11 protein-coding genes are annotated in these 13,788 nt (G+C 39.1%); all 11 read left to right on the plus strand.

Annotated elements, in window-relative coordinates; translation table 11 throughout:
- The first annotated feature begins 20 nt into the window (after window positions 1-20).
- The 11 genes from E0E02_RS03320 (at window position 21) to E0E02_RS03370 (ending at window position 13,774) form a co-directional block, all read left to right on the plus strand.
- Window positions 21-1,652 (plus strand): Na/Pi cotransporter family protein, encoded by a 1,632-nt coding sequence (locus E0E02_RS03320; RefSeq protein WP_133017839.1) that lies wholly within the window; start codon window positions 21-23, stop codon window positions 1,650-1,652.
- Window positions 1,653-1,791: 139 nt separating this feature from the next.
- Window positions 1,792-2,940, plus strand: a complete 1,149-nt coding sequence (gene nagA / locus E0E02_RS03325; protein WP_133017840.1) for an N-acetylglucosamine-6-phosphate deacetylase — start codon at window positions 1,792-1,794, stop codon at window positions 2,938-2,940.
- Between the two features lie 347 nt (window positions 2,941-3,287).
- Window positions 3,288-4,205 (plus strand): glycine--tRNA ligase subunit alpha, encoded by a 918-nt coding sequence (gene glyQ / locus E0E02_RS03330; protein ID WP_006531137.1) that lies wholly within the window; start codon window positions 3,288-3,290, stop codon window positions 4,203-4,205.
- Window positions 4,205-6,244 carry a glycine--tRNA ligase subunit beta gene (glyS, locus tag E0E02_RS03335; protein WP_133017841.1) on the plus strand — a complete coding sequence of 680 codons (2,040 nt, stop codon included), beginning with the start codon at window positions 4,205-4,207 and terminating at the stop codon, window positions 6,242-6,244. The genes glyQ and glyS overlap by 1 nt, the downstream gene beginning before the upstream one ends.
- Window positions 6,245-6,370: 126 nt before the next feature.
- Window positions 6,371-6,628, plus strand: coding sequence for a DUF896 family protein (locus tag E0E02_RS03340; protein ID WP_039695920.1), 258 nt, complete (start codon window positions 6,371-6,373; stop codon window positions 6,626-6,628).
- A 151-nt stretch (window positions 6,629-6,779) separates the two neighbouring features.
- Window positions 6,780-8,765 carry a transketolase gene (gene tkt, locus E0E02_RS03345; protein WP_133017842.1) on the plus strand — a complete coding sequence of 662 codons (1,986 nt, stop codon included), beginning with the start codon at window positions 6,780-6,782 and terminating at the stop codon, window positions 8,763-8,765.
- Window positions 8,766-8,920: 155 nt separating this feature from the next.
- Complete coding sequence (locus E0E02_RS03350; RefSeq protein ID WP_074965412.1) at window positions 8,921-9,214, plus strand: bacteriocin immunity protein; 294 nt, start codon at window positions 8,921-8,923, stop codon at window positions 9,212-9,214.
- Between the two features lie 22 nt (window positions 9,215-9,236).
- Complete coding sequence (locus E0E02_RS03355) at window positions 9,237-9,968, plus strand: ABC transporter ATP-binding protein (protein ID WP_133017843.1); 732 nt, start codon at window positions 9,237-9,239, stop codon at window positions 9,966-9,968.
- A gap of 4 nt (window positions 9,969-9,972) precedes the next feature.
- On the plus strand, window positions 9,973-11,595 hold the full coding sequence (locus tag E0E02_RS03360; RefSeq protein WP_133017844.1) for an ABC transporter permease: 1,623 nt from the start codon (window positions 9,973-9,975) through the stop codon (window positions 11,593-11,595).
- Between the two features lie 108 nt (window positions 11,596-11,703).
- Window positions 11,704-12,507 carry a glutamate 5-kinase gene (gene proB / locus E0E02_RS03365; protein WP_133017845.1) on the plus strand — a complete coding sequence of 268 codons (804 nt, stop codon included), beginning with the start codon at window positions 11,704-11,706 and terminating at the stop codon, window positions 12,505-12,507.
- Between the two features lie 16 nt (window positions 12,508-12,523).
- Window positions 12,524-13,774 carry a glutamate-5-semialdehyde dehydrogenase gene (locus E0E02_RS03370; RefSeq protein WP_133017846.1) on the plus strand — a complete coding sequence of 417 codons (1,251 nt, stop codon included), beginning with the start codon at window positions 12,524-12,526 and terminating at the stop codon, window positions 13,772-13,774.
- The last annotated feature ends 14 nt before the right edge of the window (window positions 13,775-13,788 follow it).

Genomic DNA, 13,788 nt, shown 5'->3' on the forward strand with positions numbered 1-13,788 from the left:
TAATATTTGAGGATAAGACTGTGTCAGTAAATTGGCAAGAAATTGCTTTTGGTTTTTTTGGAGGTCTAGGACTCTTTCTCTTCAGTATTAAATATATGGGAGACGGTCTACAACAGGCTGCAGGAGACAGACTTCGTTTTTATATCGACAAATATACGAGTAATCCTTTCTTAGGAATTCTTGTTGGTTTAGCCATGTCAGCTCTAATCCAATCAAGTTCAGGGGTAACAGTTATCACTGTTGGTCTTGTGTCAGCAGGACTTTTAACCTTGCGACAAGCGATTGGTATTGTCATGGGAGCCAATATCGGGACGACTGTAACGTCCTTTCTGATTGGTTTTAATTTGGGTGACTATGCACTCCCAATGATTTTTATTGGTGCCGCTTTGTTATTCTTCACGTCAAACCGACGCTTGAATAATATCGGACGTATCATCTTTGGTGTTGGAGGAATTTTCTTCTCACTTAACATCATGGGAGACGCCATGGGACCATTAAAAACTGTTCCAGCCTTTCAGGATTATTTAGCAACCTTAGGTGACAAACCGATTATGGGTGTTTTGATTGGGACTGGCTTGACCATGCTTATCCAATCATCAGCTGCCATTATTGGTATTTTGCAAGGGTTATATGCAGGTCATTTACTTGACCTTCAAGGCTCAATTCCTATTCTTTTAGGAAGTAATATCGGTACTTGTATCACAGCCGTGCTAGCAGCGATTGGTTCAAATATCGCAGCCAAACGTGTGGCTGGGGCTCATGTTCTCTTCAACGTTGTCGGAACAGTGCTCTTTATGATTCTTTTGGTGCCATTTACTAGCTTGATGCAATGGATGGAAGTTCATTTCAAATTGACGCCAGCCATGACGGTTGCCTTTGCCCACGGAACCTTTAACATTACAAATACCATCTTGCTCTTCCCATTCATTGGAACATTGGCATTTGTTGTGACAAAATTAATTCCTGGTGAAGATGAAGCTGCTAAATACAAAGCTGTTTACCTTGATAAGATTATTCTAAAACAAGCGCCAGCTATTGCCCTTGGTAATGCTAAAAAACAATTGATTCACTTGGGTGCCTTTGCCACACAAGCCTTTGAAGCAGCATTCTTGTTTGTTGAAACATGTAATGAAAAATACGCTGATAAGACACAAAAATTTGAAGATACTATCAATAATGTCGATGAAGAATTGACTAAATATTTGATTGACCTTTCAAGTGAACAATTGAATCAACACGAAAGTGAAATTTTATCAAGTATCTTAGATTCATCACGTGATTTGGAACGTATCGGTGACCACAGTATCAGCTTGGTGCATTTGATGGAGCATAATATTTCAAAAGATATTACTTTCTCTCCAGTTGCTGTTCAAGAAATCGATCAACTTTACCATGAAACACATCGTATGATTTTGGATTCATTGAAAGTTGTTATTGATAACGATCTGCCTTTAGCAAATGAGTTGGTAGATCGTCACAAAGATATCGCTCATTTGGAACGTCGCATCCGTAAGAATCACATCAAACGCATGAACAACGGTGAGTGTACACCACTTGCAGGGGTTAACTTCATTGATTTGATTACACCATGTACACGTATCACAGATCACGCACTTAACTTGGTTGAAAAAGTACTTGAAAATCAAATTTAATCATACATTTAATACCTTTGAACCTTTTTGGGTTTGAAGGTATTTTTTTGAATACCAATTTAGAATTGGTCTAATTTTGGTATATACCATTTACAAAAAAGCGCTTTTATTTTATAATATAAGCATGGAGGCGATTCAAATGACAAAATATATCAAAGCAGATGAATTTTACTATCCTTATCATGTTAAAGGTGCAGGTTACCTTGCTATCGAAGGCGATTCTTTTGGTGATTGGCAAGCAGAAGCACCGCATGGCGCAGACATTATAGATTATACAGGTTTTAGTGTGGCACCTGGTTTAGTAGACACACATATCCATGGCTTTGCTGGTGTTGATGTCATGGACAATCATCAAGAGGTTTTTGAAACAATGAGTAAGGCTCTTTTGGGAGCTGGTGTTACAAGCTTTTTACCAACAGCTTTGACAGCATCATTTGAGACATTAGATGATATTTGTCGTACGGCAGCTGATTTTGCTGGTAAAGAAAGCGGTGCGCGTATCCAAGGACTTTTCTTTGAAGGACCTTATTTTACAGAAAAATACAAAGGGGCTCAAAACCCGTCTTATATGAAAAATCCTTCAACAGCAGAACTTGATCAATGGCTTGAAAGTTCAAAAGGATTATTGAAAAAAATTGCTTTAGCACCTGAACGAGACGAAGTCGAAGACTTTATCGATTATGCGACTCGTAAAAATGTGATTGTAGCTCTAGGACATTCAGATGCTACTTACCAGCAAGCAGCGCAAGCAGTCGAAGCAGGGGCATCTGTTTGGGTTCATGCTTATAATGGAATGCGTGGTCTTAATCATCGTGAGCCAGGTATGGTCGGTGCAGTTTATGAACTACCAAATACCTATGCTGAGTTGATTTGTGATGGGCATCATGTGCATCCATCAGCATGTGATATTTTGATGCATCAAAAAAGCCACGAACATGTTGTTTTGATTACGGATTGCATGAGTGCTGGTGGTCTTGAAGATGGCGATTATATGCTTGGAGAATTTCCTGTTATCGTTGAAAAAGGAACAGCACGTTTGAAATCAAACGGTGCCCTTGCAGGCTCTATTCTTCAGTTGAAGGATGCTGTTAAAAATGTGGTTAATTGGGGAATTGCCTCAAAAGCGCAAGCTATTAGCATGGCAAGTCTCACAGCAGCAATCTCAGTTGGCATTGACGATAAATGCGGTCAAATCAAAAAAGGACACAAAGCTGATTTTATCGTTCTAGACAAAGACCTTGATTTACGAGCAACATACCTAGGCGGACAAGAAGCCTGGAAAGCGTAATAGACTAAAAGTTGAATTTACAGTAGTAGATTCAGCTTTTTTGATATTTACTAGACACCCAATTACATTTGTGCTAAAATAGCTGGTAAAGAGAGAAAGCCTCATGGTGTTTCTTAGCGAGTCCGAGGTGGTGGAAGTCGGATGAAACTGAAGTGAGTCGCTGGCGCTTTCGCTTAGCTAGGCTAAGTTAAAATCAGATAAATGAAGTAATAAAATAGGGTGGAACCGCGTTTTAACGCCCCTTATGAGGTATCATATGGGTGTGTTGGCGGTTTTTTATATTGTAAAAAAGCTGATTTCCTTAGATACTTCGCAAAAACTAAGTTAACAAAATAAGGAGTAGATGTATGTCTAAAAAATTGACTTTCCAAGAAATTATTTTGACTTTGCAACAATTTTGGAACGACCAAGGTTGTATGTTAATGCAAGCTTACGATAATGAAAAAGGTGCTGGTACAATGAGCCCTTACACATTCCTTCGTGCCATCGGTCCAGAACCATGGAATGCAGCTTATGTAGAACCATCACGTCGTCCTGCAGATGGTCGTTACGGTGAAAACCCTAACCGTCTTTACCAACACCACCAATTCCAAGTTGTTATGAAACCATCTCCATCTAACATTCAAGAACTTTACCTTGAATCATTGGAACGTTTGGGAATCAACACTTTGGAACACGATATTCGTTTCGTTGAAGATAACTGGGAAAACCCATCAACTGGTTCAGCTGGTCTTGGATGGGAAGTTTGGCTTGACGGTATGGAAATCACTCAATTTACTTACTTCCAACAAGTTGGTGGTTTGCAAACTGGTCCTGTAACTTCAGAAGTTACTTACGGTCTTGAACGTTTGGCATCATACATCCAAGAAGTGGATTCAGTTTATGATATCGAATGGGCTCCAGGTGTAAAATACGGTGAAATCTTCCTTCAACCAGAATTTGAACACTCAAAATACTCATTTGAAATTTCTAACCAAGACATGCTTCTTGAAAACTTTGAAAAATTTGAAACAGAAGCAAAACGTTGCTTGGAAGAAAACTTGGTTCACCCAGCTTACGATTACGTTTTGAAATGTTCACACACATTCAACTTGCTTGATGCGCGTGGAGCTGTTTCAGTAACAGAACGTGCTGGTTACATCGCTCGTATCCGTAACTTGGCTCGTGTCGTTGCTAAAACATTTGTTGCTGAACGTAAACGCCTTGGTTACCCATTGCTTGATGAAGCAACACGTGAAAAACTTTTGAAGGAGGATGCTGAATAATGGCTAAAAATTTACTTGTAGAACTTGGTTTAGAAGAATTACCAGCTTACGTTGTTACTCCAAGTGAAAAACAACTTGGCGACCGCATGGCAGCATTTTTGAAAGAAAAACGTTTGGCTTTTGAAGGCATTCAAACCTTCTCAACACCACGTCGTTTGGCTGTTCGTGTTCTTGGACTTGCAGATGCTCAAACTGATTTGACAGAAGACTTCAAAGGTCCTTCTAAAAAAATCGCTTTGGATGCTGATGGTAACTTTACAAAAGCTGCTCAAGGCTTTGTTCGTGGTAAAGGTTTGACAACTGATGACATCGAATTCCGCGAAGTCAAAGGTGAAGAATATGTCTACGTTACAAAACACGAAGCAGGAAAAGCTGCTAAAGAAGTCCTTGTTGACATTCCAGAAATCTTGTCAGCTATGACTTTCCCAGTAAACATGCACTGGGCAAACAACACATTCGAATACATTCGCCCAGTTCACACATTGACTGTACTTCTTGATGACGAAGCTCTTGACCTTGACTTCTTGGATATCCACTCAGGTCGCGTGAGCCGTGGTCACCGTTTCCTTGGTCACGAAACAGAAATCGCAACTGCTGATTCATACGAAGAAGATTTGCGTAAAGTCTTTGTTATCGCTGACGCAAAAGAACGTCAAGACATGATTGTTAACCAAATCAAAGCTATCGAAAAAGCTCAAAACGTTCGTGTTGAAATCGATGACGAATTGCTTAACGAAGTGCTTAACTTGGTTGAATACCCAACAGCCTTCATGGGAAGCTTCGATACTAAATACCTTGAAGTTCCAGAAGAAGTGCTTGTGACATCAATGAAAAACCACCAACGTTACTTCGTTGTTCGTGACCTTGATGGCAACTTGATGCCAAACTTCATCTCAGTTCGTAATGGTAACGAAAACCACATCGAAAACGTTATTAAAGGTAACGAAAAAGTGCTTGTTGCTCGTTTGGAAGATGGTGAATTCTTCTGGCGTGAAGACCAAAAACTTAACATTGCTGACCTTGTTGCTAAACTTGATAACGTAACATTCCACGAAAAAATTGGTTCACTTTCAGAACACATGAAACGTAGCAAAGTGATTGCTGCTTACCTTGCTGAAAAAGCTGGCGCTTCTGCCGAAGAAAGTAAAGCTCTTGCACGCGCTGCTGAAATCTACAAATTTGACCTATTGACAGGTATGGTTGGTGAATTTGATGAATTGCAAGGTATCATGGGTGAAAAATATGCTCTTCTTGCTGGTGAAGATGCCGCAGTAGCAGCAGCTATTCGTGAACACTACCTTCCAAACTCAGCTGACGGTGACCTTCCAGAAACTAAAGTTGGTGCACTTTTGGCACTTGCTGATAAATTGGATACAATCTTGTCATTCTTCTCAGTTGGTTTGATTCCATCTGGTTCAAACGACCCATACGCTCTTCGTCGTGCGACAGCTGGTGTGGTTCGTATCATGGATGCCTTTGGTTTGAAAATTCCAATGGATGAATTGGTTGACAACCTTTATGCTTTGTCATTTGATAGCTTGACTTACGAACACAAAGCAGAAGTGATGGACTTCATTCGTGCACGTGTTGAAAAAATGATGAACAAATCAGTTTCTAAAGACATTAAAGAAGCTGTTCTTGCTGGTTCAAACTTTGTTGTGGCTGAAATGCTTGAAGCTGCTGACGCTCTTGTTGAAGCAAGCAAAGCAGAAGGTTACAAAGCTGCTGTTGAAAGTCTTTCACGTGTCTTCAACCTTGCTGAAAAAGCACAAGCAGGTGTAGCAGTTGATGCTAACTTGTTTGAAAATGACGAAGAAAAAGCTTTGGCACAAGCCGCAGCTGACTTAAACTTGGCTGGTTCTGCTAGCGATAAATTGGCACAATTGTTTGCTCTAAGCTCAGTTATCGACAAATTCTTTGACAATACAATGGTTATGGTAGATAATGAAGCTGTTAAAAATAACCGCTTAGCTATTCTTGCTGAATTGACAGCAAAAGCAAGCAGCGTTGCCGCATTTAACAAATTGAATACCAAATAAGCTTAAGAAATCTACTCTTTGAGTAGATTTCTGGCGTATATCAGACTTCTTAGACGAGAAGTTTTGGTAAATTATAGAAAGGAAATAACGTTTAAATATAATTTAGACGTTAGGTGAGTCTTACTCATGAATGAAAAAAAGATTCAACGTATTAATGAACTTGCACGTAAGAAAAAAACAGTTGGTTTGACTGGTCCAGAAAAAGTTGAACAAGCTAAATTGCGTAAAGAGTATATTGAAGGTTACCGTCATTCATTGCTTCACCACATCGCTGGTATTAAAATCGTCGATGAAGATGGAAATGATGTGACACCAGAAAAACTTCGTCAATTGCAACGTGAACGTGGTTTGCACGGTCGTAGCCTTGACGATCCAAATTCATAAGAAAATCGCTCAGCTATGTTTAGCTGGGCTTTTTTAGAAACTGCTTACAAGAAAGCAAATGACAATTTAATTTAAAAAGTCAAGTTTTTTATGATATAATAGAATCCGAACAATAATACTTTAAGTCCTTAAAAACAGAAAGGTTTCACTCATGACATTTGATGCTATTGATCAGTTGGCAGTAAACACTGTCCGTACGCTCTCAATTGATGCCATTCAGGCAGCCAATTCAGGTCACCCAGGCCTTCCAATGGGAGCTGCACCTATGGCTTACGTTCTTTGGAATCATGTAATGAATGTTAATCCAAAGACAAGTCGTTCTTGGTCTAACCGCGACCGTTTTGTATTGTCTGCAGGTCACGGTTCTGCTCTTTTGTATAGCCTACTTCACTTATCAGGCTACGATGTAACAATCGATGACTTGAAGAACTTCCGTCAATGGGGTTCAAAAACACCAGGTCACCCAGAAGTTAACCACACTGATGGTGTAGAAGCAACTACAGGACCACTTGGTCAAGGTATCGCTAACGCTGTTGGTATGGCAATGGCAGAAGCTCATTTAGCTGCTAAATTTAACAAACCAGGCTTTGACATTGTAGACCACTACACTTATGCTTTGCATGGTGATGGTTGTTTGATGGAAGGTGTCAGCCAAGAAGCTGCTAGTCTTGCAGGTCACTTAAAACTTGGTAAATTGGTCCTTTTTTACGATTCAAACGACATCTCACTTGATGGTCCAACATCAAAAGCCTTTACAGAAGATATTAAAGGTAAATTCGAAGCTTACGGTTGGCAACACATCTTGGTTAAAGATGGTAACGACCTTGAAGCTATTGCTAAAGCTATCGAAGAAGCTAAAGCTGAAACAGAAAAACCATCTATCATCGAAGTGAAAACAATCATTGGTTTCGGTGCTGAAAAACAAGGTACATCTGCTGTTCACGGTGCCCCTCTTGGTGTTGATGGAATTGCTTACGCTAAAAAATCTTACGGTTGGGAATACCCAGAATTCACAGTACCAGAAGAAGTTGCTAAACGCTTTGAAGTTGGTATCAAATTCCGTGGTGAAGCTGCTGAAAACGCATGGGAAACTAAATTCCGTGAATACGAAGCTGCTTACCCAGAATTAGCTGCTGAATACAAAGCTGCATTTGCTAACAAACCAGTTGACGTGAAACTTGACGACTTCGAACTTGGAACTAGCCTTGCTAGCCGTTCATCAAGTCAACAAGCTATCCAACAAATCTCAGCTCAAGTCCCATCATTCTGGGGTGGTTCAGCTGACCTTTCTGCATCAAATAATACAATGGTCAAAGTAGAATCTGATTTCCAACCAGATAACTACCTTGGTCGTAACATTTGGTTTGGTGTTCGTGAATTTGCTATGGCTGCTGCAATGAACGGTATCGCTCTTCATGGTGGTACTCGTGTTTACGGTGGTACATTCTTCGTATTCTCAAACTACCTACTTCCAGCTGTTCGTATGGCTGCTCTTCAACAATTACCAACTGTCTATGTTATGACACACGATTCAATCGCTGTTGGTGAAGATGGTCCAACTCACGAACCAGTTGAACAATTAGCTAGCGTTCGTTCTATGCCTAACCTTAACGTTATCCGTCCAGCAGATGGTAACGAAACAAACGCTGCATGGAAACGTGCTCTTGCTGAAACAACTCGTCCAACAATGCTTATCTTGACTCGTCAAAATCTTCCTGTTCTTGAAGGAACAAAAGAATTGGCAGAAGAAGGTTTGAACAAGGGTGCTTACATCCTTTCAGAAGCTAAAGGTGACCTTGACGGTATCCTTATCGCTACAGGTTCTGAAGTGAAATTGGCTCTTGATACTCAAGCTGCTTTGGAAGCTAAAGGTGTTCACGTTCGCGTGGTTTCAATGCCAGCACAAAACATCTTTGACGAACAAGATGCTGCTTATAAAGAAAGTATCCTTCCATCTAACGTTACAAAACGTTTGGCAATCGAAGCTGGTTCAAGCTTTGGTTGGGGCAAATATGTTGGTCTCCAAGGTAAAACTCTTACAATCGATACTTGGGGAGCTTCAGCACCAGGTGCTAAAATCTTTGAAGAATATGGATTCACAGTTGATAACGCTGTTAGCCTTTACGAATCATTGTAATCCTTAATAAATCATGATAGAAAGTCCTTGCTTTTGGCAAGGGCTTTTTGTAATGATTTGACAAATGGTGTAAGAAAGGGTAAGATATTGTAAAGATTGTTTGTGTTATTTCAATAGTACAAATGTATTTAAAATTTGGGAGAGGGGGAGATTTAATGGATGAAAGATGTAGCAAACTATATTCAGCTATTAAAGTCGCTTATGAAGATATGGTAGTTAGACAGGACGTGAAATTATCTAAAATTTTGCTGTCGGCGTCTAATGAAGTAATTAAGAGTAGAGATGCTGGTTTATGTGCTTTGCATTTAGACCGTGATTTAAATCTTTACAGCGCTCACACTGATTTAACACTCCCACGTGGTGTTGAGGAATTAAAAAAATTAACCCAAGAGTGGGCAGTAGAATATTATGAAAAAAAGGAAGTTTCAAAGTGGATAAAGCCATTTTGAGGAGATTAGGAGGAAAGAAAAAATGATTCGTTTTGAACATGTTTCAAAATTATATGGAGATAAGGAAGCACTTAGTGATTTAAATGTGACCATCGAAAATGGGGAAATTTTCGGATTGATTGGGCACAATGGTGCTGGGAAAACAACAACCATTAGCATTTTAACGTCAATCATTGATGCGACTTATGGTGAAGTTTACGTGGATGATTTGGCTTTATCAGAACACCGCAATGACATCAAAAAGCGCATTGGTTATGTTCCTGACACGCCAGACTTGTTCTTGAATTTGACAGCTGGTGAGTATTGGCATTTCTTGGCAAAGATTTACGGCGTTGCTGAAAAAGAGGTTGATGAACGTATTGATCGTTTATCACATTTATTTGATATTGCTGAGCATGTTAATGATTTGATTGAAAGTTTCTCACATGGGATGCGTCAAAAAGTCATTGTGATTGGAGCTTTGATTTCAAATCCTGATATTTGGATTTTGGATGAGCCTTTAACTGGTCTTGACCCGCAAGCTTCTTTTGATTTGAAAGAGATGATGAAAGAGCATGCGCGTGGTGGCAATACCGTTCTTTTTTCAACACATGTCTTGGCTGTTGCAGAGCAATTGTGTGACCGTATTGGGATTTTAAAAGAAGGCAAATTGATTTTTGTTGGTTCTTTGGATGAGCTAAAAGCAAATTATCCTGACAAAGATTTGGAAAGCATTTACCTAGAACTTGCTGGACGCAAGGTGAAAGAGGGGTGAGTGTATGAACTGGTCAACTGTTAGGGAACTCGTTAAGATTAATATTCTTTACTCAAATCCCCAAACTGTAACGGCGGTTAAACGTAAGCAAGAAAAGAATCCGAGAAAAAATTTTTCAACTTATAAAAGTGTGATTCGTCAACAAGTGGTCTTAAGTCTTTTCTTTGCAGTGATTTACATTTTCATGTTTGCCAGTCTTAATTTTAAACATTATCCTGGTTACTTTTCATTTTACACAGCGATTTTCTTCATCATGGCGAGCTTGAATGCTTTCTCAGCTATGTATAGCATTTTTTATGAAAGTGATGATGTTAAACTTTATGCTCACTTGCCGATTAAATCTAGTGAGTTGTATCTGGCAAAAGTGATTTCAAGTTTTGGGATGGGCGTGACCTTCTTGATGCCTTTGGTGTCATTATTTTTCATCGCTTATTGGCAAATGGCAGGACTATTTGTGGCAATTATTGCTACCGTGATTGTTTTTGGAATTCTCTTTACCGCTTCAACAGTATTAGCACTTTATGTTAATAGCTTGGTTGGTGGTTTGATTGTTCGCAGCAATCATCGTAAATTGATTTCAACAGTCTTGATGTCTCTTTCAACGATTGGCGCTGTCGGAACTATTCTTTATATGAATGTTGTCAACAGTAAAAACATGGGAAGTGACAGCTTGACGATTCCTGATCGTCCAATTATTCCTTATTTTAGAGGCTTTTATGATGTGGTTCATGCGCCTTTTAGCTTGGCTGCGCTTTTGAACTTTTACCTTCCTTTGCTTGTTCTTTTGGGATTGATTATCGGTTTGGTTAAATGGGCAATGCCAAATTATTATCACAATACTTTGTATGCTAGTCCTAAAAAAGCTAAAGCTAAGAAGCAGACGAAAAAAACGTCAAAACGCTCAGCTTCTTTAACAAAGATGATGCTTCATCATCACCTTTCAACACTTCAAAATGCAACCTTGCTTACTCAGACCTATTTGATGCCTTTGATTTATGTGGTTGTTTTCCTAACACCAATGCTGACTAATGGGTTTACTTTAGCCAAGGTATCTACGGATTATTTTGGTATTGCTTTGTTAGTTGGAGTCATTTTGGGAACAACTTGTACTATGCCAACAACTTTACTAGGTGTCGGCATTTCACTTGAAAAAGAGAACTATAACTTTTTGAGAAGTTTACCACTTAACTTTAAAGCTTTCCTTGTTCAGAAGTTTGTGGTTTTAGCAGGACTTCAAGCTCTTGTTCCTGCTTGTGTTTACCTAGTCGTTGGCTTGGTTTTCTTACGGTTAAATGTACTTTTGATGCTAGCCTTTTTGGTAGGCTTGTGTGCAATGATTGTTGTCCAAGGTCAATTAATGTACTGGCGTGACTATAGAAATCTGAATCTGCTTTGGCAAGATGTGACCCAACTTTTTAATCGACATTCAGGTCAGTGGCTTGCTTTTGCGATTATGATGGCAGCTTATCTTCTTGGTGGTGGCTTAGCAGTTGGTTTAGTAATCCTTGGCAATATCACTCAGCAAGTTCTACTGATTAACATGACATTGACAATTGTTCTTTTGGTCTTAGCGATTATTGCTCAAATCTTGATTAGTCATAAATTTTGGAAGAAAATCTCACATTAATTTCTAAAATCTCCTGAAATTAAGATGTGAATTAAAGTTGACTAAATACTTAGATAAAACCTTAGAAAAACAGTTCCTAGGACTGTTTTTTTAGTGTATAATAAGCGTATGAAACGTAATTTTGAATCAGTAAAACGAATTGTTATAAAAATCGGGACAAGTTCCCTTGTTATGCCAAATGGCAAAATAAATTTAGAAAAAATTGATCAGCTAGCCTTTGTTATCTCTAGTTTGATGAATAAAGGGATGGAAGTTGTCTTGGTATCATCTGGTGCCATGGGATTTGGACTTAATGTTCTTAATATGGATAAACGTCCAACAGAAATTGCACGACAACAGGCCGTATCAAGTGTCGGTCAGGTGGCTATGATGAGCCTTTATTCGCAAATCTTTTCACACTATCAGACAGAAGTTAGTCAGCTTTTGATTACACGTGATGTTATTGAGTATCCAGAAAGTTTGGCAAACTTCACCAACGCTTTTGAAACTCTTCTTTCAATGGGAATTGTTCCAATCGTTAATGAAAATGATGCTATCAGTGTTGATGAAATGGATCATGCCACAAAATTCGGAGACAATGACCGTTTGTCAGCTATTGTAGCTAAAGTGACTAAAGCTGATTTGCTAATCATGTTGTCAGATATTGATGGCCTTTATGATAAAAATCCAAATGTTTATGAAGATGCTAAACTTCGTGAACATGTTAGTGAAATCACTGATGAAATCATTAAGTCAGCTGGCGGTGCAGGTAGCAAATTTGGTACAGGTGGCATGCTTAGCAAGATTAAGAGTGCCCAAATGATTTTTGACAATAATAGTCAAATGATTTTGATGAATGGAGCTAATCCACGCGATATTTTACGTGCCCTTGAAGGAGCTAATATCGGAACGTGGTTTTCACAATCTAAGTAATAAAGGAGGTCTTGAAATGGGCTATATTGATGAACTAGGGAAAAATGCAAAAATCGCTTCTCAAAGTCTAGTAAAACTTGGAACAGCAGAGAAAAATCGAATCTTGAATCTAGTTGCTAAGGCTTTGTTAGACGAAATAGATTTTATCCTGCAAGAAAATGTGCGTGATGTTGAAAAAGCGCAAGAAAATGGCATTTCACCGGTTATGGTGGATCGTTTGCGTTTGGATGCTAGCCGCATTGAAGGCATTGTCGAAGGTGTTCGTCAAGTAGCTGATCTTCAAGACCCAATTGGACAAGTTGTTCGTGGCTATACGAATCTAGATGGTTTAAAAATTGTTCAAAAACGTGTGCCATTAGGTGTCATTGCTATGATTTTTGAAAGTCGTCCAAACGTATCTGTTGATGCTTTTAGTCTTGCTTTCAAAACAAGTAATGCCATTATTTTACGTGGTGGTCGTGATGCTATTCATTCAAATACAGCACTTGTAACAGTTATCAGAAAAGCTCTAGCTGAGGAAGGAATTGACCAAAATGTGGTTCAATTAGTCGAAGATACTAGCCACGCTGTTGCTGAAGAATTAATGCAAGCTGTCGACTATGTTGATGTGTTGATTCCACGTGGTGGCGCACGCTTGATTCAAACGGTTAAAGAAAAATCTAAAGTTCCAGTCATTGAAACTGGAGTTGGAAATTGTCACATTTTCGTTGATGAAACAGCTGATTTGGACATGGCGACTAAGATTGTCATCAATGCCAAAACACAACGCCCAAGCGTTTGTAATGCAGCTGAGAGTCTTGTGGTTCATGAAAAAATTGCAGAGCAGTTCTTGCCTCAATTAGAAGAAGCTATTAACAAGGTTCATCCAGTAGAATTTCGTGCAGACCAAAAAGCGCTAGCTATTTTTAAAGACGCAAAGGCAGCAAATAAGGAAGACTTTGCAACAGAATACAATGATTACATCATGTCTGTTAATGTGGTCTCTTCACTTGATGAAGCCATTGATTGGGTAAATCGTTACACAACGCATCACTCTGAAGCGATTGTGACAAAAGACCTCGAGCACGCCGAACGCTTCCAAGATGAAGTGGATGCAGCAGCGGTTTATGTAAATGCCTCAACACGATTTACAGATGGATTTGTCTTTGGCTTGGGAGCAGAAATTGGAATTTCTACCCAAAAAATGCATGCGCGTGGTCCAATGGGCTTAGAGGCATTAACAAGCACAAAATTTTATATTAACGGTAAAGGACAAATCAGAGAATAATATTTTTCAGATGA

This window comes from Streptococcus sp. KCJ4932 (assembly GCF_004352745.1).
GTDB lineage: Bacteria > Bacillota > Bacilli > Lactobacillales > Streptococcaceae > Streptococcus > Streptococcus ruminicola.

Coding starts and splice junctions, on each gene's coding strand:
- E0E02_RS03360 (WP_133017844.1), top strand. CDS start 9,973: ATGAACTGGTCAACTGTTAGGGAACTCGTTAAGATTAATATTCTTTAC.
- tkt (WP_133017842.1), top strand. CDS start 6,780: ATGACATTTGATGCTATTGATCAGTTGGCAGTAAACACTGTCCGTACG.
- glyS (WP_133017841.1), top strand. CDS start 4,205: ATGGCTAAAAATTTACTTGTAGAACTTGGTTTAGAAGAATTACCAGCT.
- glyQ (WP_006531137.1), top strand. CDS start 3,288: ATGTCTAAAAAATTGACTTTCCAAGAAATTATTTTGACTTTGCAACAA.
- E0E02_RS03355 (WP_133017843.1), top strand. CDS start 9,237: ATGATTCGTTTTGAACATGTTTCAAAATTATATGGAGATAAGGAAGCA.
- E0E02_RS03370 (WP_133017846.1), top strand. CDS start 12,524: ATGGGCTATATTGATGAACTAGGGAAAAATGCAAAAATCGCTTCTCAA.
- E0E02_RS03350 (WP_074965412.1), top strand. CDS start 8,921: ATGGATGAAAGATGTAGCAAACTATATTCAGCTATTAAAGTCGCTTAT.
- E0E02_RS03340 (WP_039695920.1), top strand. CDS start 6,371: ATGAATGAAAAAAAGATTCAACGTATTAATGAACTTGCACGTAAGAAA.
- nagA (WP_133017840.1), top strand. CDS start 1,792: ATGACAAAATATATCAAAGCAGATGAATTTTACTATCCTTATCATGTT.
- proB (WP_133017845.1), top strand. CDS start 11,704: ATGAAACGTAATTTTGAATCAGTAAAACGAATTGTTATAAAAATCGGG.